Source organism: Hydrogenophaga taeniospiralis (assembly GCF_020510445.1).
Lineage (GTDB): Bacteria > Pseudomonadota > Gammaproteobacteria > Burkholderiales > Burkholderiaceae_C > Hydrogenophaga.
On record NZ_JAHBAG010000001.1, the window covers coordinates 2374742 to 2394548 of the forward strand.

Here is a 19807-nt window from a genome sequence, read left to right on the forward strand (position 1 = left end):
GGCATCGTACTGGATATATAGTCAGTCCATGGAGCCCGCCCTGTCCCCCGAACCGCCCCCGCTCAACCGCCAGCACCACCGGCGCCTGCGCGACATCTACCGCTCGGCCGGCTGGCCTTGCGCCGACATGGTCGAGGTCGAGCTGCTGGCGGCCGGCTTGCTGGAGCGCCGCGTATCCGCCGATGGCCATGAAACCCTGCGCGTGACCGACGCCGGCATCCAGACGCTGGCGCGCGTGTTCGCCAGCAACAAGGCCGCGCGCACGCCGCACGAGGCGCTGGTGGAGCAGGTCGCGGTGGCCATGACACGCGCGGGCCGCCTGGCCTGGCGCGGGCTGATGCTGCGCGTGCCGCTGCCCCGGGCCCTGCTGACGGGCGAGGCCGAAACGCCCATGGCAGCGGAGCCAGCGCCCGGCTGGGCCGCGCAGATGGCGGCCTTTGAGTCCGAAGTGACCACCAACCCCACAGAACCCCAGCACGCCTGGTGCATGGCCTGCCCCGACGTGTTTTCCATCCGCCGCAGCTCGGTCGAGGCCTACCTGGAACCGGTGGTGCACGAGATCAAGGTCAGCCGCGCCGACCTGCTGGGCGACCTGAAGAAACCCGCCAAGCGCGCCGCCTACCTGGAGATGGCCAGCGCCTGCTGGTACGTGCTCGGCCACGACGCCAAGGGCCGGCCCATCGCCCAACCCGAAGAGGTGCCGCCCGAGTGCGGCGTGATGTACGCCCGCGACGGCGAGCTCAGCATCGCCCGCGAAGCGCCCCGCCGCGGCATTCAGCGCCTGCCGTTTCATGTGTGGATGACGCTGGCGCAGACCGAGCCGGCCGTGCGGCTGGAAGAGTCGGGCCAGGCGCGCTTTTGAACCATCCGGAATCACACCAGAAACACGGTGTATTCATGCGGGCGCTGAAGGTTTTTCGGAACGACTATTGCTTCAGAGCAAGGGGTTTCACAAATTCAATCACAGCACTGATAAATTCATCAACTTGGTCATGCATGATGAAGTGCCCACTGTCCCTGACAATGATATGACGTGAATTGCTGGATAGACGGGCCAGATCATTCTGCTCTGCCTGTTTGATTTGGGCAAGCGCCTTTTCTGCTTCAATATTCTTCCCCAATCTCTCCGCTTCTCGCTCGACCAGCTTCAGATCTATTGGATTACCGGCGGTCAAGGTCAATAAGGGAAGCGCTCCCAAACTGCCCGGTGGAGGTGTAGATGGATCAAGTCCGCGGCGCATGACAGTAATTTCATTGACAACCGCACGAGCGGTATCGGTGCGGTTCTGGACAGCCGTTTTCGCCATCACAACTTCCGCTGGTAGGGGCGAAGGTTGGCGATCGGCATTGGCAATCCCCATCAATCGAACGAGACCGACCCGTGCCAAGGGCTCGGCAGCTGCCATGAGCACGGCCTGTTTCTGATAGTCCCAAGCAGCATGGTGATACTGATGCATGGGACCTTGCTCATTAGCCGAATCGACAAGAACGATGCCCTGCGTCTCTTCAGGAAACTGATGATAGAAAGCGCGAACGTATATTCCACCACGGGAATGACCGACCAAGACATAAGGCGAAGGAATGTCCGCCTTATTCAACAATGCACGCAGGTTTTTGGCGACATGTTCAGGCTGGATAGGGGTGTCTATCAGATCGCTCCAGCCAAGCCCAGGACGGTCATAGGAGCAAACGCGCATGTTCTGCGCGAGCCTGGATTGAACCGGATGCCAACTCAAAGAATTTTCCCCAAGTCCCGCTTCAAGAATGAGCGTTGGAGAACCAGACCCCATGCAATTCAGGTGAAAATTGACGCCATTCACTGAGAACATGCGCCCTGGAGGTGGAAATTCAGCCAAATCTGCTGCAGTTCTTTTGGATTGATAGACTGCTCCTGCCAGCACGGCAAAGAACGCAATTCCAAAAACAAATACAACAAATCGGAATCGCCGCGATGAAGTGGGTTTCATGTCATCCAGTGTTTGACGTGATGGGTAGCCAAGGGCGATTGCCATGGGACATCTCTCTCGATGGATCTTGCACCGCATCCGCTCGTTGCTCTGCTCCGTGTTCTGAATGGGCACGGCAACCGTCTGGAGATCCCAGGTCCGCGACTGGGATCAAGCCATGCCCAGAACTGGTATTTACCAGCCTTCAGGGCCGCCGACCTCACGGCGTCAGGTTCTTGCAGGCCCGCCGCAGGCGCTGCTCCGCGTCCTGTGCGACAGCTTGCACCTCGGGCTTGTTGACCATCTCCATCATCACCAGCGGATCGATGAACGCCACCGTGACGCGGCCCTCGGCTTCCTGGCGGACGACCACGTTGCACGGCAGCAGCAGGCCGATGTCGGGCTCGGCCTGCAAGGCCTTGTGCGCCAGCGGCGGGTTGCAGGCACCCAGGTTGCGGTAGGGCGGCATGTCGACGCCGAGCTTTTCCTTCATCGCGCGCTGCACGTCGATATCGCTCAGGACACCGAAGCCCTCCTGCTTGAGCGCAGCCATGACGCGCTCAAGGGCGTCGTCGAACGACAGTTCGAGGGTGGCATTGAATCCGTACATCTGGCTTCTCCTGGGCGGTGGGTGGGCTGGTTCATTTGGCCGGTCCCTGTGTGGCGCCGTATTCGTTCGGCGCCGGCTGGTTGACCTCTGGCGCGGTGGGGTCCACCGGTGTCTTGTCACAGGCGCCCAACGTTGAGATCTCGGCTCCGGCGTCTGGACAATCGACCGAGCGCGCGGTCCAGGCCTACGGTTGCGAGATGCCGACCAGGGCGTCAGCGGTGGGCTGGATGTCGTCGGCTTCGACGGCGAAGTCGCCGAGCGAAACGATGCCCACCAGGCGCTTCTCGCGGTTCACGACCGGCAGGCGCCTGACCTGATACCGGCTCATCTTGTCGGCACCCGCCTCCACGGTGTCGTCCTCATAGCACCAGATCACATCTTCCGACATCACGTCGCGCACCAGCGTGTCGCCGCCCTTGCCTTCGGCGACGGCACGCACGGCGATGTCGCGGTCGGTCACCGCGCCGATCATCCGGTCGTTCTCGCCCACGGGCAGCATTCCGAAGCCTTCGTCCCGCATGCGGGCGGCGGCGTCCCGGAGCGTCGCGTCGGGGCTGATCACTTGCACGTCGGGGCTCATCACATCTTTGAGTCGTTGCATGTTCGTCTCCTGGTCAGGGTTTGTCGTGTGTGTGGCCACAGGGTTCGCGGGCTGGCCCGAATCCTCCGGGCTCGCCATGGCGCCTGCCGCTCCGCCGCCCAGTGCGCCGGCAACGGCACCCACCGTGCCACCCACCACCGCACCCACGGGGCCACCTACCACGCTGCCGATGGCGGCACCTGCTGCCGCACCGACCACAACGCCGCCTCCGGTCAGCACCGAGTTGGCCTCGCGCTCGGCCTCCTTGGGTTCCAGCAACGACTGGGCTGCGGGGTTCGGGTCCTGCGACGGAATGCCGTGGCCAGGACGGGCTTGCTCGGCGAGGTCGCCGTCAACCGGTGCCGACTTCGCCTGGGGAAAAGTAGATGGATTCATGATGGCTCCTTTGCGTCAGTGACGCGCTGGGGGTGAAAGGCGCGTGTCGGCGCTGAGGGGGGAATGAGGGCGCCTGGAGGGTGGTATCCGACGCTGGAAAAGTGATCATTCACTCGCTGTTGTCCCCGGTCTGTGCGGTTGCGCACGCCAGCGCGCGGAGGGAACGCATGAACGTTCATGAGGTTTCCTTTCTCAGGCAGGTGGGCTGGCTGGGCTTAATCGTTCGCTGGCGAACAGACAGACCGCCTCAAACCTGACCCCATGAGGGCTCTGCGATTGGCAGCCAAACGTTCCGCCCCCCAACCGAAAGGAAACACCATGACTCGCGAGAAAACGGCCCACATTGAGCCATCCAAGCACTCAACCGACGAAGTTGATGAATTTCTGGAGATGGTGGAGGCCAACGTCGATGACGCTCCAGGCGCCGGTTCGCCGGCCATCAAGCCGAACACGAATCTGGATGCCGACGGCAAGCCCACCACGGACACACCGAAGAACCCCAAAATCTGAACCAGCACATCGCCCCAGAGCACCAGCGCATCGCGACGGGCCACAGAAACCGGCAGAATGGCCCGGGTCAGACAGACCGGGGTGTGCCCGGTTTGAAAACGCGACGACGTCGAAGAAGGTGAGTGCTCATGAGACTGGTGGCTGTGTTGTTGGCGCTTCTGGTGGTGGGGCTTCTCGTGGCCCGTCAATTGGGCGGCGGCGCGCCGGCCCAGGTTCAAAAGCCGGAGGCCATTTCGGATGTGGCGGTTCCCGGCATGCCCACTGTTCCCACCAAGCCCCAGGACTTGCCCCAGTTCGAAAAGCAGGTCGAGGGCTACGTCAACGATCTGGCCGCCGAGCGGGCCAAACAGCTGGAGCAGGCGGAATCGGGGAAGTGACGGGGGCCAGCAAATTCTTTCGAATCTTGTCGATGGCCGGGAGGCTGCTTCGTCGTAAAGACAGCATCCACCAAAAAGGAGTCAGTCATGAAGTACCTCGGCCTTGCCTACTACAACCCTGAAAAATTCGCCGCGATGGCGCCAGACGACGTGCAGGCCTTGGTGAGCCAATGCCCGCCGATGGATGAGCAGATGCGAGCCACCGGAAAGGTGCTGGTTTCCGCGTCGCTTTCCGAGCCCAAGGACTGGATCACGCTGCGCCCGCAAGGGGGCAAGCCACGGATCAGCGACGGACCCTATACCGAGGCCAAGGAAATGGTGGGTGGTCTGTTCATCATCGAGGCTGAAAGCCGTGACGAGGCAACGCGCCTCGCGGCCATGCACCCCGCCGCCTCGTTGGGCGAGGCTGGCGGATGGGGCATCGAGTTGATTCCCATGGACTCCTTCCTGAGCTGGTGTTGAACCGGGCCGGGCGGCCCGTTGCGTATCTCGAACGGAGGACACCATGGGACTCTTGACCTTCAGTATGAACGTCACCCTGGACGGCTGCGTCGACCACCAGGAAGGAATCGCCGACGACGAGACACACGCCTTTTTCACCCGCCTCATGGACGAGGGCGGGGCGATGCTGTGGGGCCGCGTCACCTACGAGATGATGGAGAGCTACTGGCCAGCGGTCGCCCGCGGCGACGAAGAGGCGCCGCCAGCGATGCGCGAGTGGGCAGTCAAGCTGGAGGCCAAGCCGAAGTACGTGGTGTCATCGACGCGAAAGGACTTCCCATGGACCAACAGCCACCACATCGCCGGCGACCTGCGCACGGGCGTACAGAAACTCAAGGACGCGACCCCGGACGGCGTGCTCCTCGGTAGCGGCAAGCTCGCGACCGAGCTGGACCGGCTGGATCTGATCGACGAGTACCAATTGCTCGTCCACCCCAGGATCGCTGGCCACGGCCCGACCCTGTACGAGAGCGGGCTGCCCAGCACGCGACGGCTTGAGTTGATCTCGGCCAAGCCATTGCGCTGCGGCGCGGTCGCCATGCACTACCGGCGCGCGTGCTGACCCGGAGATGGGTCATGTCGCCTGACAACGCGCTGCACTCGGACGGCCTCGCGTTGCTCGGCTCGCCGGTGAGCGCGGGCGTTGAACGACTGCTTCGCCGACATAGCAACGGCCGCTCCTGGCCGGGACCTCCTGCTCGCGGTCAACGCCGGCACCAGCCGTTCAGCTCGACGCGGGCTGAACGGCTGGTCTTTGAGGCGACGAACTCAACATCGCGACCCGGAGCGGGCATCTGGCACGGCGTCGCAAAGCCGCCATTCCAGTTGCAGCGGTCGGCAGGTTCTGCCGCTACAACTGGATGCCCCCAAGTAAACTGCCCAACGGTTTTCGTGCCTGCCCCGTCAACCCGCTCGGGCGCCGAGAGACCAGTCGGGTTTGTCGGAACTGTTAAACCTGTTCGCACATCCAGCAGGTTGCGCTACAGGATTGATTTCAAACAGATTTTGAGGATGCTATGCGACTTTGTTTAACGACTGCGATTGTTGTTATCCGGCGTTTTGCCGGTTTAAATCAAAGTTAGGCCTCCTAAGCAATGTCTTCACTCTCCGCAGCAAATCTCGCCGACGCAACAGATCATCCGGTTCTAGCTGAGCCGTATACCTATGACATCACTGGTCTTGGCTATACGGTTGGAGATGCGCCATACGGATCACTTGAACTCACTCTCGAGAAGGGCGGAACGAAGGTCACGCTTCGCTTTGAGGGCGTGCATGAGTTAGAAATAGATGCTGGATTCCCGCACTCTTATATGGGCTTGGAAGTCCTAGATGTCACTTTTCTTGGTTGGGAGCATGCAAAGATTCGAGTTCAAAGCTTCGAAGACGCGCCGAGCATTCGATTTTGGGCACGCGATGTCAGTCGCATCGAGTGCGCGGCGGCCTAACCCTTCATATATGGACTCCCCCACAAGGGCAAGAAACTGATGGATGTTTTGGCTGTTGGGGAATCGCCTGCAGTCGTATATCCGGCATCTGAGGTGGACTCTGTTGTGGTCCGTGCCAGCATGGAATCTGCGGGACCGTCGCGCCACACAATACAAACGGCTGCGGATGAGCCGGAAGAGTTATCGGCGTCAGACGGTCTGGGGTGTGCCCGGTTGGCCATGTGGGTCAATCAATCTCGTCGCAAGCGGCGTGGGTAGAACAAAGCGCTTTTCTGGTGACGGCTGTTTCGTGGGGGCCAACCACTCAGGCTGGCATCACAAAGCTCTCTCGGGTGATCTTCTTGTTCAGTCGCTCGGTTTCACCGAACGGCGTCTTGTCTCTGAGCGTGGCATAGCAGATGCGAGCGAGCTTGTTGGCCAGCGCGCAGGCGGCCTTGTTGCGGTTCGATCGGCGCTGCACATCCAGTGCCCATCGGCGAACGCCACAGACCTCGCGCTCGGCCGCCTCAGCCACCTTGGCCGCTCGCAGCACACTCCTGGCGCCGTGCGTGAGCAACATGCGCAGGTAGCGGTCGCCACGCTTGGAGATCTTGCCCAGGAAGCGCGAACCGCCCGAAGAGTGCTCGCGCGGCGTCAGGCCAAACCAGCTGGCAAAGTGGCGCGCGTCCTTGAAGTGCGTCACATCGCCCGAAGTGGCCGCCACCAGCGCGGTGGCTGTGAGCAGACCGATGCCCGGGATCGAGAGCAAGGTTGTGCAGGCCGGGCTCAGGCGCGCCAATGCGGCGAGCTCGCGTTCGAGCTGCGCGATGCGCGCTTCGAGCAGGCGGATTTCTTCCACCAGCAAACGGGTGCTGCCACGGATCAGCTCGGGCACGGCAGAAGCTGGATCGGCCAGCACACGGCTGATCGCCTCCAGCCCGGTGCGCGCACCCCCAGGAACCGCGATCCCGAACTCGCGCAGGAAGCCGCGCAAGGCGTTGATGCGCGAGGTGCGCGTGTCCATCCAGAGCGAGCGAATGCGGTGCAGACCTTGCAGGGCTTGTTGTTCGACCGACTTGACGCGCACCGGGCGCATATCGGAAGCGCGGGCGGCTTCGAGCAGGGCAGCCGCGTCGCTGGCATCGGTCTTGTTGCGCCGGACGTAGGCGCGCACGTACTGGGCGGGCAAGAGACGAACCTCGATGCCCAGCGAATTCAACCAGCGCGCCCAATGGTGGGCGGACCCGCAGGCTTCCATGACCACCAGGCCGACAGAACGGTTGGCGAACCAGCGTTCGAACTGGGTGCGCGTCAGGCGCTGGGTTTCGACGATGCGCCAGTGCTCATCGGCCACGGCGAGCTGGAAGACGGACTTTGCCAAATCAACGGCGACGGTTGTAGCATTCATCTCGGACTCCTTTCGTTTGGATGAAGACCTGATCCCCACGCCAATGAAGACCAGAGCGCGTTTCTCGCGCAAACAAACGGGGGAGTCCATCCCATCAATCGAGAGGGACGTCCAAGGGCTATCGCCCTTGGCCGCCCCTCATGTCAAACGTTAGGGCGCTCATGAGCAGACCGGTGGATGCAGAAGTGGAGTTGTTCTTCCTGCCTATCACTCAGGGTGGTCGTAGTGCGCCCATCCAGCTCAACGAGTTCCAATACCGTCCACACCTCCAAGTCGAGGGCGGTGAGTATTTGGGTGTGGCCTGCAGCCAAGGCCCGGTCGAGCCCGTCGCTCCCGGTCAAACAGCCCGATGCCAGGTCGCGTTCGTCTATTCTCAGGGCGTCAACTACGATCAACTTACAGACGGTGTTCTATTCAAGGTCATGGAGGGCTCACGGTGCGTAGCAACAGGCCGAGTTGTCCGCCGCCATCGGTAGTCGGCCCAGTGCGCCTGCTTCAAGGCAGTCGCCTTGAGTCAGGTTTTGGTGGCCCTGTGCTCACTCAAGCCGGGCGCCCTAACCCCTCCGTCAAGGGGACGTCTTGCGGCAAGCCGCAAGCCGCCCCTTACGTCGAACGTTAGGCCTATGAGTACCGTCTTGGTCAAGGCTGTTAAGCCATACGCACCGGGCGACGAATCGGCGACCGTTACGCTGTCGAGTGCTTGCGGTGAGATCGTTGTCTTCTGCTACCCGTGTCATCTGAAAGCTGGCGATCAGGTTGAAAATCAACTGTCAGCGCTAGATGCCACTGTCCAGGCAGCGTACCTCTCCGACTGGCCGGAGCATGTTAAAGAAGAGAAGTCCCGCCCCAGGCTCGAGCGCGTTGGCCAGTATTCCTACAGAGGCCGCGGCCGCGTCATAGATCAAGCCGAGGGTGTAGTCGAAGTCTTTGGGTTCCACATCCATCTTGGAGAGGTTCCCTGCGATGGGAATGTCGATTTCGAATGCACCAGAATCGACATATGAGCCATCGGCCTAACCCCTCCGTCAAGGGGACGTCCACAAGCGGGCTTCGCCCACTTGTGGCCGCCCCTTACGTCGAACGTTAGGCGCTCGAAATGCCACTACAGAGAAACGTCGCGCAGCAGAATGCAGAAACAGAAGCAAAGGTACGACAGGCTGCCGAAATGTTTGCCTCACACCCTACCCGCCTTGCCTGGCTAAACGCAATACTTCTCTCACACGGTCTCGTTCCAAACTCAGGCATCCTGGCAAGACTTTCTGAGGTTCCAGAACAAGAAGGCAATCTGTTCAGCGGTGTCTGGCTAAGTCAAGCCGAAGAGTTCTGGGAGTTCGAAGTAGTCGTTTCCCGCGAAAGCGGCGAGTTGCTAAGCACGGAGCGCTTCGAGAACACGACAAACACGGTTTCGGTCAATCAGGCGCTCCGCGGCAGAGGTAAATCTTTCGGTCGCATAGCAATAGAAGTCCTCCGCGGTTCGAGCGCCTAACCCCTTATATGGACTCCCCCACAAGGGCAAGAAACTGATGGATGTTTTGGCTGTTGGGGAATCGCCCCAGCATGGAATCTGCGGGACCGTCGCGCCAATCAATCGAGCGGACAGGCGCCGGCAAGCCGGCGCCTGTCCGCTCATGTCGAACGTTAGCAATCAGGAAATTCCCACCATGCGATCACGCCCTTCCCTTCTTGCCGCGCTAGTCATCTTTACCGCATGTACTGCTGCTGCTGAGCTGAAGCCTTTTGAGTTTCAACCCGAAGCAAAGCAGCCGGATCGTGTCACGCAAAAACCAGCGTGTGGCTTCTCCGACCTGAAGCTACCCTCCGACTTTGCAGTTTTCGCTGCAGGCGCATATTCAGGGCGCAAAATTTCCTTCCAAGTTGACCAGAGCGGTCACGAAGGCACTCAAATAGATGTCGCAGTGAATAGCCCCAATAAGCCTGTAGTGCTGATGCTGGGTGCGTACGAACCAACCATTTGGAATATTGGATGGTCAACGGGGACAAGGATTTTGGCGGTTCTTGTGAGTGGGTACCACCGGCAAGCTGTCGCTGGCTTAGAGAAGAATGTCCCACAGTTAAATAGTTCTTATGACAATCACGGTCCATGTGGCTATTTCTACGTAACCAACAACACCCTTTCCGCACTAAACCCAATGGCAAAGCGCGTTTTCGGGCGGCCTGTCGAAATGGTTTTTCCTGCTGAGAAAGGCCGGGTAGTCATAGGGGTGCCATTACAAGTAGAAACCAAACTGGTCACGTCCCCTGAAACCACGCCAGCATCGTTCTACGATAAAAATGCTCCTATCGCTGGTCCTGCGGGGCTAGAAGATGCCGTTCGTAAAGGTTTACTGAGAAAGGCCACAGCAACTGATGCCGACGCTTGGGCAGATACAGTTATCCAGAATTCTCCGCAACGAGATATTCCTCCCGTGGCAGGTAAGGGCATTCCAAAACCGCCAAAGCCATCTTTTTATAACGCATACGTTGTCCTGAAATCGTTCACGTATCCCTCTGGGCTATACGGTGGCAACTCGGCCACTTTCATAATCCCTAAGGGCATACCGCGGCCAGACGGCAATCCCGGGCACTCGGCAGTTTATGACTTTAATACACTCAATTGCCAGGGTCCATTGTGCGGTGATCGCTAACCCTGCGTTCCAGCGGGCGCCCTGCAGGCGCCACGGAACTCCGCGGTTGAACGACTGCTTTCCTTTCGCGCTCCGACTGCTCCTGGCCTATTCTGTTGAAAAACTCGTCGACAGTGATGAAGACCTCTTTTTTGGGAGTGCTTGAACCCTTGGCAGGACTGTGATCGTCGATCCTCGATCGATCTGAGAGGTCGATTTTTCCGGTGGCGCGTGCGGAGTTGAGCGAGAAGAGTTTTTCAACAGAATAGGCCGGCACCGGCCCCATGCATCCAGCCTCCTTCAGCCACCAACAAGCAAACCATCTCAAGAAAAAAAACCCGGGCGCTCAAGGGCCGTTCCCCCGCTCCATGCCCCAGCCGCCCGTTCCCTTGGTAATATACGAACCAGCTACAAATCGTATACAAGGAGGCTCATATGGGCATCATCAAGATTTCAGAGCAGATGCATGAAAACCTGCGTCTGACCAGTGGGGCGCTGAGCCGCTCCATGAACGCGCAGGCCGAACACTGGCTGCGCGTGGGCATGTTGTCGGAGCTGAACCCAACGCTGTGCCACGGCGAGATCTGCCAGCTGCTGATCGAGTCGGAGCGGCAGGCGCCGGTGACACCCAGTCTCAGGAGCGTGCCGCCCGCCGGCCTGGAGAAGGCAGCATGACGGGCGGCAAGCGGGGGGTGACCATCAAGACGGCGGCCGAGATCGACATGGCCCGGCGCGCTGGGAATCTGGCGGCGGACGTGTTGCGCATGATCGGCGAACACGTGAAGCCGGGTGTGACCACGGACGAGCTGGACCGGCTCTGCCACGACCACATCGTGAACGAGCTGAAGGCGATTCCGGCCAACATCGGTTACCACGGCTACCCGAAGACGATCTGTGCTTCGGTGAACCACGTGATCTGCCACGGCATCCCGTCGGACAAGAAGCTGAAGGACGGCGACATCGTCAACATCGACGTGGCGCTGATCAAGGACGGCTGGTTCGGCGACACGAGCCGCATGTATTGCGTGGGCGAGCCGGGCATTCTGGCCAAGCGCCTGGTGCGCACGACCTACGAGGCGATGCGCGCGGGCATCCAGCAGGTGCGCCCGGGCGCGACGCTGGGCGATGTGGGCCACGCGATCCAGTCGGTGGCGCACGCGGCGGGGTTCAGCGTGGTGCGTGAGTACTGCGGCCATGGCATCGGGCAGATCTACCACGACGAGCCGCAGGTGTTGCACTACGGCCAGCGCGGCGCGGGCCTGAAGCTGGCGCCGGGCATGGTGTTCACGGTGGAGCCCATGATCAACGCGGGCAAGCGCGAGACCAAGGAGCTGTCGGACGGCTGGACGGTGGTCACGCGCGACCGTTCGCTTTCGGCGCAGTGGGAACACATGGTGGCGGTGACGGACACCGGTTTCGAGATCCTCACGCCCTGGCCCGATGGCCTGGGCGATTACGCGGCGATCGAGCCGGTGAGCGCCGCGCCTGCTGTGGGTGTGTTTGAGCCGGTCTGAGAGCGCGCGCCCGGTTCAGTAATGCGGTGGCAGTTCGTCGCGTGGGTTGCGAAACCCGGGTGAGCCGCCGTCGGCAGCGCCCTGGCGGCGCAACTGGCTCACTTCGCGCAGCAGCAGGTCGATCTGTTCCTGTTGGCGGGCAACCACCGCATTCAGCGTGTCGAGCAGGTCGTCGGCGTAGCTGGCCTTGATCTCCAGTTCGGTGAGGCGGTCTTCCAGGTGCACGGCGGCGGGGGCTGAGGGTGGGGTCGAAGCGGTGCTCATGGGGCTATTGGACACCACGCCGGCGCGTGATCCGCAGCGCATGAAACAACCCCAATCCCTCACTCCGGCCGATGTTCGAGCGAGGCGGAGTTCATGCAGTAGCGCAGGCCGGTGGGCGAGGGGCCGTCGTCGAACACGTGGCCCAGGTGCGCGCCGCACTGGCTGCACACGGTTTCCACGCGCACCATGCCGTGGCTGCGGTCGGTGATCTCGGTGATGGCGCCGGGCACGGCCTGCGAAAAGCTGGGCCAGCCGCAGCCGGCGTCGAACTTGGTGCTGGCGTCGAACAGGGTGTTGCCGCAGCAGATGCAGTGGTAGCTGCCGTCGGCCCAGACCTGCTCGTATTTGCCGGTGAACGGGCGCTCGGTGTGGGCGTGGCGGGTCACGTCAAAGGCGCCGCGTTCGGCGCCTTTCTCGGCGAGCAGGGCGCGCCATTCGGCTTCGGTCTTCTGGACGGGGAAGGTCATGGGGGGAACTCCTTCAGGACGAGCAACTGATCTCGATGTGGGCCGCCCAGTCGGGCGGGAAGCCGGCCAGGTCTTCGTGGCCGGGCAGGGCGGTGTACGGGGTTTCGAGCGCGGTCTGCAGCCGCCGCAGGGCCGAGAAATCGCCCTGGCGGGCGTGCTGGATCGCGATCTCGCCCAGGTGGTTGCGCAGCACGGTCTGGGGGTTGGTGGCCAGCATGCGCGCCTGCGTTTCGGTGGGGTCGAAGTCGGGCTGGCTCTGCAGGCGGCCGCGCCAGTGCAGGGCCCAGGCGTCGAAGGCTTCGCGCTGCAGGAACAGGTCGCGCACCGGCTCGATGGCCTGGCGCGCGGCGGTCTGGTCGGCCAGGGGTTCCGCAAAGCCGGCCACGGCGTGCGAGAGGCGGCGCCAGAAGATGGTGAAGTCCACCGCGTCGCGGGCCATGAGCTGCATCAGCTGGTCGACCAGCTCCGGGTCGCCGTCCTGCACGGTGGCCAGGCCGAGCTTGTCGCCCATGCGCTGCTGCAGCGCGGCGGGGAAGACGGCCTTGTAGGGCTCCAGCGCGTCCAGCGCCTGCTGCTGGTCGTCCATCAGCGGCAGCAGGGCCTGGCCCAGGCAGAACAGGTTCCAGTGCGCGATGTTGGGCTGGCGGTGGTAGGCGTAGCGCCCGCCGGTGTCGCTGTGGTTGCAGATGTGGGCGGGGTTGAAGGCGTCGAGAAACTGGAACGGGCCGTAGTCGATCGTCAGCCCCAGGATGCTCATGTTGTCGGTGTTCATCACGCCGTGGCAGAAGCCCACCGCCTGCCACTGCGCCACCATGGCCGCGGTGCGCGCGCTCACGGCTTCGAGCAGGTTGGCGTAGGGGTTGCCGTCGGCGATGCGGCAGCCGGGGTAGAACTGGTCGATCACGAAGTCGGCCAGCTGCTTGAGCGCGGCGTGTTGCCCGCTGTGCGAGAAGTGCTCGAAATGCCCGAAGCGGATGAAGCTGGGCGCCACGCGGGTGACCACCGCGGCGGTCTCGATCTCTTCGCGGCGCACGGGCTGGTCAGACCCGGTGACGCACAGCGCCCGGCTGGTGGGGATGCCCAGGGCGTGCATGGCTTCGCTGCAGAGGAATTCGCGGATGGAGCTGCGCAGCACGGCGCGGCCGTCGCCCATGCGCGAATACGGCGTGAGCCCGGCGCCCTTGAGCTGGATCTCCTGCGGCCCCTGTTCGCTGGGCAACTCGCCCAGCAGGATGGCCCGCCCGTCGCCCAGTTGCCCGGCCCACTGGCCAAACTGGTGGCCGCTGTACACACTGGCCAGGGGCCGCATGCCGGGCAACAGGCGGTTGCCGGTGAAGGCCTGCAGGGCGTCGTCGGATGCCGCCCAGGCCTCGTCCAGGCCGAGCTCGCGCGCCAGCGCCGGGCTGCTGCCCACGAGGTAGGGGGCCGGCAGCGGCGTGGGGCGCAGTTCGGTGTAAAACGCAGGGCCGAGGCTGGCGAAGCGGTGGCTCCAGCGGCCGGGCGCCAGGCTGGCCACCGTGTCGGCGCCCGCGGTTGCGGAGTGGGGAGGGGTCATGCGCCGCATTGTCACCGGGATGACTTGCACCCACGCCCGGGCGGGCTATCCGGGGCAACCCGCTGTGAATCGCGCCAGCGACTGCGGCATGATGCGAACGGCTGTTCTATTTCAGTGCAAGTGCAACTACACCAAGGAGACTTCCCATGCTGGGACAAATGCAAAGCCAACCGCTGCTGATCTCGTCGCTGATCACCCACGCCGAGCGCCACCACGCCAGCACCGAGATCGTCTCGCGCCGGGTCGAGGGCGACATCCACCGCAGCAACTGGGGCCAGATTGCCCGCCGCGCGCGCCAGGTGGCCAACGCCCTGGACGGCCTGCACCTGGCCGCCGGCGACCGTGTGGCCACCCTGGCCTGGAACGGCTACCGCCACCTGGAGCTGTATTTCGGCGTCAGCGGCACCGGCCGTGTGCTGCACACGCTGAACCCGCGCCTGCACCCCGAGCAACTGGCCTGGATCGTGAACCACGCCGACGACCGCGCGGTGTGTTTCGACATGAGCTTCCTGCCGCTGGTGCAGGCGGTGGCGGGCAAATGCCCGGGCGTCAAGCACTGGGTGGCGCTGTGCGACGCCGACAAGCTGCCGGCCGACAGCGGCGTGTCTGGCCTGCTGAGCTACGAGGCCTGGATGGGCGCGCAGCCCGACACCTACCTCTGGCCCGATCTGGACGAAAACAGCGCATCGAGCATGTGCTACACCAGCGGCACCACGGGCAACCCCAAGGCCGCGCTGTATTCGCACCGCTCCACACTGCTGCACGCCTACGGCGCGGCACTGCCCGACGCGCTGGGTTGCTCGGCGCGCGATTCCATCCTGCCGGTGGTGCCGATGTTCCACGTCAACGCCTGGGGCCTGCCGTACTCCGCTGCGGCGGTGGGCTGCAAGCTGGTGTTCCCCGGCCCGGCGATGGACGGCAAGTCGGTCTACGAACTGATCGAATCCGAAAAGGTGACGATGGCCGCGGGCGTGCCCACGGTGTGGCAGATGCTGCTGGGCCACATGCAGGCCGGTAGCCTGAAGTTCAGCACCATGAAGCGCACGGTGATCGGCGGCTCGGCCTGCCCGCCGGCCATGATCAACGCCTTCAACGACACCTACGGCGTGGAAGTGCTGCACGCCTGGGGCATGACGGAAATGTCGCCCCTGGGCACGGTCTGCACGCTGAAGAACGCGCAGCTCGCGCTGCCGCCCGAAGAGCAGACGCAGGTGCGCCTCAAGCAGGGCCGCGCGGTCTACGGCGTGGACATGAAGATCGTGGACGAACTGGGCGACGAACTGCCCTGGGACGGCAAGGCCTTTGGCGACCTGCTGGTGCGCGGCCCGTGGATCATCGCCAGCTACTTCAAGGGCGAGGGCGGCGACCCGCTGCGCTACGACGCGGCGGGCAAGGGCTGGTTCCCCACCGGCGACGTGGCCACCATCGACGCCGACGGTTTCATGCAGATCACCGACCGCAGCAAGGACGTGATCAAGTCCGGCGGCGAGTGGATCAGCTCCATCGACGTGGAAAACATCGCCATGGCCCACCCGGCCGTGGCCATGGCCGCTTGCATCGGCATGAAGCACCCGAAGTGGGACGAACGCCCCATCGTGGTGGTGGTGAAGAAGCCGGGCGCCGAGCTCACGCGTGAAGAGCTGCTGGCGTTCTACGAAGGCAGGACCGCCAAGTGGCAGATCCCGGACGACGTGGTCTTCGTGGATGCGATTCCCCTCGGCGCCACCGGCAAGATGCAGAAGATGACGCTGCGCCAGCAGCTCAAGGACTACGTGCTGAAGTGAAGCACCCCCTGCGCCGCTTCGCTCTGGTGGCCGCGCTGATGTGGCCGCTGGCGCTGTGGGCCCAGCAGGGCCAGACCGTGCGCATCGCCTTCATCGACCCGCTCTCGGGGCCGTCCGGCGACATCGGGCGCAACAGCCTCAAGAGCTGGCAGTTCATGGCCGAGCGCAAGAACGGCGCGGCCAACCCGGCCGGCGTGCGCTTCGTGGTGGCCGGCTTTGACAACAAGGGCTCGCCGCAGGAAAGCCTCAACGCGCTCAAGGCCGCCATCGACCAGGGCTTTCGCTACATCGTGCAGGGCAACGGCTCGGGCGCGGCGGCGGCCATTTCGGACGCGGTGACGCGGCACAACGCGCGCGACCCGGAGCACCCCGTGCTCTACATCAACTACGCGGCCATGGACCCGGCGCTGACCAACGAAAAGTGCAGCTACTGGCACTTCCGTATCGACGCCGATACCGGCATGAAGATGCAGGCGCTCACGCGGTTCATGGCCGTGCAGCCCGCGCTGCAAAAGGTCTTTCTGCTGAACCAGAACTACGCCCATGGTCAGCAGGTGTCGCGCTATTTCCGTGAGGCCATGGCGCAGCAGCGCCCGGACGTGCAGGTGGTGGGCGATGAACTGCACCCGCCGTTCCTGGGGATCGACTTCACCCCCTTCGTGCAGCGCATCCGCGACTCGGGCGCGCAGGCGCTGGTCACCGGCAACTGGGGCGCCGACCTGCGCGACATGATCCAGGCGATGCAGCGGCAGGGCCTGACCATTCCCCTCTACGCCTACTACCCCGGGCTCGTCGGCACGCCCACCGCGCTGGCCGAGAGTGGTGTGCGCCTGCCGGTCTACCAGGTGGCCTACAACCACTCCAACCAGGAAGGCCCCATCGGCGAGCTGGCCACGGCCTTTCGCCAGCGCTACGGGGAGGACCTGACGGTGTACGCCGCCTACGACGGCATCGAGATGCTGGCGCACGCCATGGCCCACGTGCGCTCGACCGAGCCCGCCCGCGTGGCCGCCCGGCTCAGCGGCATGATCTTTCGCGGCTTCAGCGGCCCGGTGCAACTGCGCGCGGACGACCACCAGCTGCAAAAAGGCATTTACATCTCGCGCTGGCAGAAGGTGGACCCGCGCCACCCGCGCAGCGCCGAGGACACCGGTTACACCTTTGCCCCGGTGCAATATTTCGAAGGAGCCGGGCTGACCGGCCCGTCGCGCTGCCAGATGCAGCGACCTTGAGGTGTTGGCAGAAGCTCGTACCGCTACGCATGTGCGAGCGCACAGTCACCTGCGCGATAGGTGCTAGGGGCAATCCCTGAGGGTCGGGAGGGGGCAAAGGCTTACGCTGGCGTTTTCCCCCCTACCCAAGGAGACCACCTGTGAAATTCGTTCTCAAATCCGTCGCCGTTGCCGCCCTGTCGCTGACCCTGGCGAGCGCCTTCGCCCAGAAGGGCGAGACGGTCAAGATCGCGCTGATCGATCCGCAGACCGGCCTGATGGGTCCGGTGGGCATGAACCAGATGCGCAGCTGGCAGTTCTTTGCCGAGAAGTTCAGTGCCAGCAACCCCGCGGGTGTGAAGTTCGAGATGGTGGCCTTCGACAACAAGCTCAGCCCGGCTGAGAGCCTCAACGCCTTCAAGGCCGCGCTGGACCAGGGCGTGCGCTACATCACCCAGGGCAACGGCTCCTCGGTGGCCGGCGCGCTGATCGACGCGGTCAACAAGCACAACGAGCGCAACCCCGGCAAGGAAGTGATCTTCCTGAACTACGCCGCGGTGGACCCCGATTTCACCAACAGCAAGTGCAGCTACTGGCACTTCCGCTTCGACGCCGACACCTCGATGAAGATGGAGGCCATGACCACCTTCATGAAGGACCAGAAGGACGTCAAGGCGGTCTATCTGCTCAACCAGAACTACTCGCACGGCCAGCAGGTGGCGAAGTTCGCCAAGGAAAACCTGGCCCGCAAGCGCCCCGATGTGAAGGTGGTGGGTGAAGACCTGCACCCGCTGGCCCAGGTGCGCGATTTCGCACCCTACATCGCCAAGATCAAGGCCTCGGGCGCCGACACCGTGATCACCGGCAACTGGGGCTCCGACCTGGCGCTGCTGATCAAGGCGGCCAACGAAGGCGGCTACACCGGCAAGTTCTACACCTACTACACCGGCGTCACCGGCACCCCGACCGCGCTGGGCACCGGTGGTGAAGGCCGCGTGTTCCAGGTGGCCTACCAGCACTACAACATGGGTGGCCAGATGGGCAAGTGGGCCGACGAGTTCAAGGCCAGGGTGAAGGACGACATGTACACCGGCGCCATCCCCACGGCGTTCAACGTGCTGAGCGCGGCCATGGCCAAGGCCAAGTCCACCGACCCGGTGAAGGTGGCCGCGGCCATGGAAGGCATCAAGGTCAACAACTTCAACGGCGAAGTGGAGATGCGCAAGAACGACCACCAGCTGCAGCAGCCGCTGTACCTCACGGTCTGGCAGAAGGCCGACAAGAAGTACCCCTACAGCCCGGAAAACACCGGCATGACGCTGGCGCCGGTGAAGGAATTCCCGTCCTACGTGTCGAGCACGCCGACCAGCTGTGAGATGAAGCGGCCTGGATAAGGAGTCACCCCCGCCGCGCTGCGCGCGACCCCCTCAAGGGGGCAGCGCGAGCGGCCCGGCGGAGCCGGTTCCGCCGCGCTCTGGGCTTGGGCATTTCGCGCCGGCTGTTCGCTATGTCTTCATGATGTGATGCCGGTCGCATGAGCGGGCCATACTCGGTCCGCTTCCGCTCATTCTTCTTCTCCCAACCGCTTCGCCCTCGAAAGGCCTGCTTCATGGAGTTCTTCATCATCTCCATGCTCAACGGCGTGAGTTACGGCTTGCTGCTGTTCCTGTTGAGCTCGGGACTGACCCTCATCTTTAGCATGATGGGGGTGCTGAATTTTGCGCACGCCAGCTTCTACATGTTGGGCGCCTACATCGGTTATTCGGTGGCGCAGCTGGTGGGTTTCTGGCCCGGGTTGATCGTGGCGCCGCTGGTGGTGGGCGCTCTGGGCGCGCTGTTCGAACGGCTGACGCTGCGGCGGGTGCACAAGTTCGGCCACGTGCCTGAGCTGCTGGTGACCTTCGGCCTGTCCTACATCGTGCTGGAGCTGGTGCAGCTGATCTGGGGCCGCACGGCGGTGGAGTTCGCGCCGCCCGAGCTGCTGCGCGGCCCGGCCTTCACCCTGGTGCACCACGCCAACGACACGCTGGAATGGTTCTGGGGCTCGGTGGATGGCGCGGTCTGCGCGGGCCAGGGCGTGATCTGCTCGCCGTTTCCGGCCACGCGCGGTTTCATGATGCTGGTGGCGCTGCTGATGCTGGTCTCGCTGTGGCTGCTGCTCACGCGCACGCGCATCGGCCTGATCATCCAGGCCGCGCTGACCCACCCCGAGATGGTGGAAAGCCTGGGCCACAACGTGCCGCGCGTGCTGATGCTGGTGTTCGGCGCCGGCACCGGCCTGGCCGGGCTGGCCGGCGTGATCGGCGGCAGCACCTTCGTGACCGAGCCCAACATGGCGGCCACGGTGGGCTCGGTGATCTTCGTCGTGGTGGTGGTGGGCGGCATGGGCTCGCTCTCGGGCGCCTTCCTGGCCTCGCTGCTCATCGGCGTGATCCAGACCTTCGCCGTCGGGCTCGACCATTCGTTCGTCAGCGTGGCGCAGCAGCTCGGCATGGAGGTGAGCGACGCGATGCGCGAGAACTCGGTGCTCAAGCTCACGCTGTCGCAGGTCGCGCCCATCCTGCCCTACCTGTTCCTGGTGCTGATCCTGATCTTCCGGCCCAAAGGTCTGTTGGGCACAAGGGAAGGTTGACCGA

At 63.5% G+C, this 19807-nt stretch carries 22 protein-coding genes; 15 read left to right on the forward strand and 7 right to left on the reverse strand.

Annotated features, from left to right (window positions below; genetic code table 11):
- Positions 1–28: 28 nt before the first annotated feature.
- The gene (locus KIH07_RS11345) at positions 29–862 is read left to right on the forward strand and encodes a hypothetical protein (RefSeq protein ID WP_226492069.1); all 834 of its coding nucleotides are present in this window, start codon (positions 29–31) and stop codon (positions 860–862) included.
- 64 nt (positions 863–926) lie between these two features.
- Here the strand turns inward: KIH07_RS11345 and KIH07_RS11350 are convergent, their stop codons facing one another.
- The 3 genes from KIH07_RS11350 to KIH07_RS25545 form a co-directional block, all read right to left on the reverse strand.
- Positions 927–2012 carry an alpha/beta fold hydrolase gene (locus KIH07_RS11350; protein WP_226492070.1) on the reverse strand — a complete coding sequence of 362 codons (1086 nt, stop codon included), beginning with the start codon at positions 2010–2012 and terminating at the stop codon, positions 927–929.
- A 154-nt stretch (positions 2013–2166) separates the two neighbouring features.
- Positions 2167–2556: a DUF302 domain-containing protein gene (locus tag KIH07_RS11355; RefSeq protein ID WP_226492071.1), complete on the reverse strand. Its 390-nt coding sequence runs from the start codon at positions 2554–2556 to the stop codon at positions 2167–2169.
- A 184-nt stretch (positions 2557–2740) separates the two neighbouring features.
- Positions 2741–3532, reverse strand: coding sequence for a CBS domain-containing protein (locus KIH07_RS25545; protein ID WP_413465736.1), 792 nt, complete (start codon positions 3530–3532; stop codon positions 2741–2743).
- Between the two features lie 318 nt (positions 3533–3850).
- Between KIH07_RS25545 and KIH07_RS11370 the strand changes: the two genes are divergently transcribed.
- The 5 genes from KIH07_RS11370 (at position 3851) to KIH07_RS11390 (ending at position 6365) form a co-directional block, all read left to right on the forward strand.
- A complete protein-coding gene (locus tag KIH07_RS11370) occupies positions 3851–4042 on the forward strand; it encodes a hypothetical protein (RefSeq protein ID WP_226492072.1) in 192 nt (63 codons plus the stop codon).
- 128 nt (positions 4043–4170) lie between these two features.
- Entirely contained in the window at positions 4171–4419 is a 249-nt protein-coding gene (locus KIH07_RS11375) for a hypothetical protein (protein ID WP_226492073.1), read from the forward strand.
- 87 nt (positions 4420–4506) lie between these two features.
- A complete protein-coding gene (locus tag KIH07_RS11380) occupies positions 4507–4881 on the forward strand; it encodes a YciI family protein (protein ID WP_226492074.1) in 375 nt (124 codons plus the stop codon).
- A gap of 64 nt (positions 4882–4945) precedes the next feature.
- The gene (locus tag KIH07_RS11385) at positions 4946–5482 is read left to right on the forward strand and encodes a dihydrofolate reductase family protein (RefSeq protein WP_226492075.1); all 537 of its coding nucleotides are present in this window, start codon (positions 4946–4948) and stop codon (positions 5480–5482) included.
- 532 nt (positions 5483–6014) lie between these two features.
- Positions 6015–6365 carry a hypothetical protein gene (locus KIH07_RS11390; RefSeq protein WP_226492076.1) on the forward strand — a complete coding sequence of 117 codons (351 nt, stop codon included), beginning with the start codon at positions 6015–6017 and terminating at the stop codon, positions 6363–6365.
- A 304-nt stretch (positions 6366–6669) separates the two neighbouring features.
- Here KIH07_RS11390 and KIH07_RS11395 read toward each other — a convergent pair whose 3' ends face one another.
- Entirely contained in the window at positions 6670–7752 is a 1083-nt protein-coding gene (locus tag KIH07_RS11395; protein WP_226492077.1) for an IS110 family transposase, read from the reverse strand.
- 623 nt (positions 7753–8375) lie between these two features.
- On the opposite strand from KIH07_RS11395, the gene KIH07_RS11400 reads away from it, so the two are divergent.
- The 5 genes from KIH07_RS11400 (at position 8376) to map (ending at position 11890) form a co-directional block, all read left to right on the forward strand.
- Positions 8376–8756 carry a hypothetical protein gene (locus KIH07_RS11400; RefSeq protein ID WP_226492078.1) on the forward strand — a complete coding sequence of 127 codons (381 nt, stop codon included), beginning with the start codon at positions 8376–8378 and terminating at the stop codon, positions 8754–8756.
- Positions 8757–8848: 92 nt separating this feature from the next.
- Entirely contained in the window at positions 8849–9238 is a 390-nt protein-coding gene (locus KIH07_RS11405) for a hypothetical protein (RefSeq protein WP_226492079.1), read from the forward strand.
- 175 nt (positions 9239–9413) lie between these two features.
- A complete protein-coding gene (locus KIH07_RS11410) occupies positions 9414–10397 on the forward strand; it encodes a hypothetical protein (protein ID WP_226492080.1) in 984 nt (327 codons plus the stop codon).
- Positions 10398–10811: 414 nt separating this feature from the next.
- A complete protein-coding gene (locus KIH07_RS11415) occupies positions 10812–11051 on the forward strand; it encodes a ParD-like family protein (protein ID WP_226492081.1) in 240 nt (79 codons plus the stop codon).
- Positions 11048–11890: a type I methionyl aminopeptidase gene (map, locus tag KIH07_RS11420; RefSeq protein ID WP_226492082.1), complete on the forward strand. Its 843-nt coding sequence runs from the start codon at positions 11048–11050 to the stop codon at positions 11888–11890. Before KIH07_RS11415 ends, map begins: the two co-directional genes overlap by 4 nt.
- A gap of 15 nt (positions 11891–11905) precedes the next feature.
- Here the strand turns inward: map and KIH07_RS11425 are convergent, their stop codons facing one another.
- The 3 genes from KIH07_RS11425 to KIH07_RS11435 are packed head-to-tail and all read right to left on the reverse strand — an operon-like array spanning position 11906 to position 14176.
- On the reverse strand, positions 11906–12154 hold the full coding sequence (locus tag KIH07_RS11425) for a SlyX family protein (RefSeq protein ID WP_226492083.1): 249 nt from the start codon (positions 12152–12154) through the stop codon (positions 11906–11908).
- A 59-nt stretch (positions 12155–12213) separates the two neighbouring features.
- The gene (gene msrB, locus KIH07_RS11430) at positions 12214–12621 is read right to left on the reverse strand and encodes a peptide-methionine (R)-S-oxide reductase MsrB (RefSeq protein WP_226492084.1); all 408 of its coding nucleotides are present in this window, start codon (positions 12619–12621) and stop codon (positions 12214–12216) included.
- 13 nt (positions 12622–12634) lie between these two features.
- Positions 12635–14176, reverse strand: coding sequence for a protein adenylyltransferase SelO (locus KIH07_RS11435; protein WP_226492085.1), 1542 nt, complete (start codon positions 14174–14176; stop codon positions 12635–12637).
- A 146-nt stretch (positions 14177–14322) separates the two neighbouring features.
- On the opposite strand from KIH07_RS11435, the gene KIH07_RS11440 reads away from it, so the two are divergent.
- The 4 genes from KIH07_RS11440 to KIH07_RS11455 all read left to right on the forward strand — a co-directional run bounded on the left by KIH07_RS11440 (position 14323) and on the right by KIH07_RS11455 (position 19803).
- Positions 14323–15960, forward strand: coding sequence for a 3-(methylthio)propionyl-CoA ligase (locus KIH07_RS11440; protein WP_226492086.1), 1638 nt, complete (start codon positions 14323–14325; stop codon positions 15958–15960).
- Positions 15957–17192: a branched-chain amino acid ABC transporter substrate-binding protein gene (locus KIH07_RS11445; RefSeq protein WP_319004796.1), complete on the forward strand. Its 1236-nt coding sequence runs from the start codon at positions 15957–15959 to the stop codon at positions 17190–17192. Before KIH07_RS11440 ends, KIH07_RS11445 begins: the two co-directional genes overlap by 4 nt.
- A gap of 140 nt (positions 17193–17332) precedes the next feature.
- Positions 17333–18565, forward strand: a complete 1233-nt coding sequence (locus tag KIH07_RS11450; RefSeq protein ID WP_226492087.1) for a branched-chain amino acid ABC transporter substrate-binding protein — start codon at positions 17333–17335, stop codon at positions 18563–18565.
- Between the two features lie 215 nt (positions 18566–18780).
- Positions 18781–19803, forward strand: a complete 1023-nt coding sequence (locus KIH07_RS11455; RefSeq protein WP_226492088.1) for a branched-chain amino acid ABC transporter permease — start codon at positions 18781–18783, stop codon at positions 19801–19803.
- The last annotated feature ends 4 nt before the right edge of the window (positions 19804–19807 follow it).

What these genes read in the sequence shown, in the direction of transcription:
- KIH07_RS11345 (WP_226492069.1), top strand. Translation starts at nt 29, where the DNA reads ATGGAGCCCGCCCTGTCCCCCGAACCGCCCCCGCTCAACCGCCAGCAC.
- KIH07_RS11350 (WP_226492070.1), bottom strand. Translation starts at nt 2,012, where the DNA reads ATGGCAATCGCCCTTGGCTACCCATCACGTCAAACACTGGATGACATG.
- KIH07_RS11355 (WP_226492071.1), bottom strand. Translation starts at nt 2,556, where the DNA reads ATGTACGGATTCAATGCCACCCTCGAACTGTCGTTCGACGACGCCCTT.
- KIH07_RS25545 (WP_413465736.1), bottom strand. Translation starts at nt 3,532, where the DNA reads ATGAATCCATCTACTTTTCCCCAGGCGAAGTCGGCACCGGTTGACGGC.
- KIH07_RS11370 (WP_226492072.1), top strand. Translation starts at nt 3,851, where the DNA reads ATGACTCGCGAGAAAACGGCCCACATTGAGCCATCCAAGCACTCAACC.
- KIH07_RS11375 (WP_226492073.1), top strand. Translation starts at nt 4,171, where the DNA reads ATGAGACTGGTGGCTGTGTTGTTGGCGCTTCTGGTGGTGGGGCTTCTC.
- KIH07_RS11380 (WP_226492074.1), top strand. Translation starts at nt 4,507, where the DNA reads ATGAAGTACCTCGGCCTTGCCTACTACAACCCTGAAAAATTCGCCGCG.
- KIH07_RS11385 (WP_226492075.1), top strand. Translation starts at nt 4,946, where the DNA reads ATGAACGTCACCCTGGACGGCTGCGTCGACCACCAGGAAGGAATCGCC.
- KIH07_RS11390 (WP_226492076.1), top strand. Translation starts at nt 6,015, where the DNA reads ATGTCTTCACTCTCCGCAGCAAATCTCGCCGACGCAACAGATCATCCG.
- KIH07_RS11395 (WP_226492077.1), bottom strand. Translation starts at nt 7,752, where the DNA reads ATGAATGCTACAACCGTCGCCGTTGATTTGGCAAAGTCCGTCTTCCAG.
- KIH07_RS11400 (WP_226492078.1), top strand. Translation starts at nt 8,376, where the DNA reads ATGAGTACCGTCTTGGTCAAGGCTGTTAAGCCATACGCACCGGGCGAC.
- KIH07_RS11405 (WP_226492079.1), top strand. Translation starts at nt 8,849, where the DNA reads ATGCCACTACAGAGAAACGTCGCGCAGCAGAATGCAGAAACAGAAGCA.
- KIH07_RS11410 (WP_226492080.1), top strand. Translation starts at nt 9,414, where the DNA reads ATGCGATCACGCCCTTCCCTTCTTGCCGCGCTAGTCATCTTTACCGCA.
- KIH07_RS11415 (WP_226492081.1), top strand. Translation starts at nt 10,812, where the DNA reads ATGGGCATCATCAAGATTTCAGAGCAGATGCATGAAAACCTGCGTCTG.
- map (WP_226492082.1), top strand. Translation starts at nt 11,048, where the DNA reads ATGACGGGCGGCAAGCGGGGGGTGACCATCAAGACGGCGGCCGAGATC.
- KIH07_RS11425 (WP_226492083.1), bottom strand. Translation starts at nt 12,154, where the DNA reads ATGAGCACCGCTTCGACCCCACCCTCAGCCCCCGCCGCCGTGCACCTG.
- msrB (WP_226492084.1), bottom strand. Translation starts at nt 12,621, where the DNA reads ATGACCTTCCCCGTCCAGAAGACCGAAGCCGAATGGCGCGCCCTGCTC.
- KIH07_RS11435 (WP_226492085.1), bottom strand. Translation starts at nt 14,176, where the DNA reads ATGACCCCTCCCCACTCCGCAACCGCGGGCGCCGACACGGTGGCCAGC.
- KIH07_RS11440 (WP_226492086.1), top strand. Translation starts at nt 14,323, where the DNA reads ATGCTGGGACAAATGCAAAGCCAACCGCTGCTGATCTCGTCGCTGATC.
- KIH07_RS11455 (WP_226492088.1), top strand. Translation starts at nt 18,781, where the DNA reads ATGGAGTTCTTCATCATCTCCATGCTCAACGGCGTGAGTTACGGCTTG.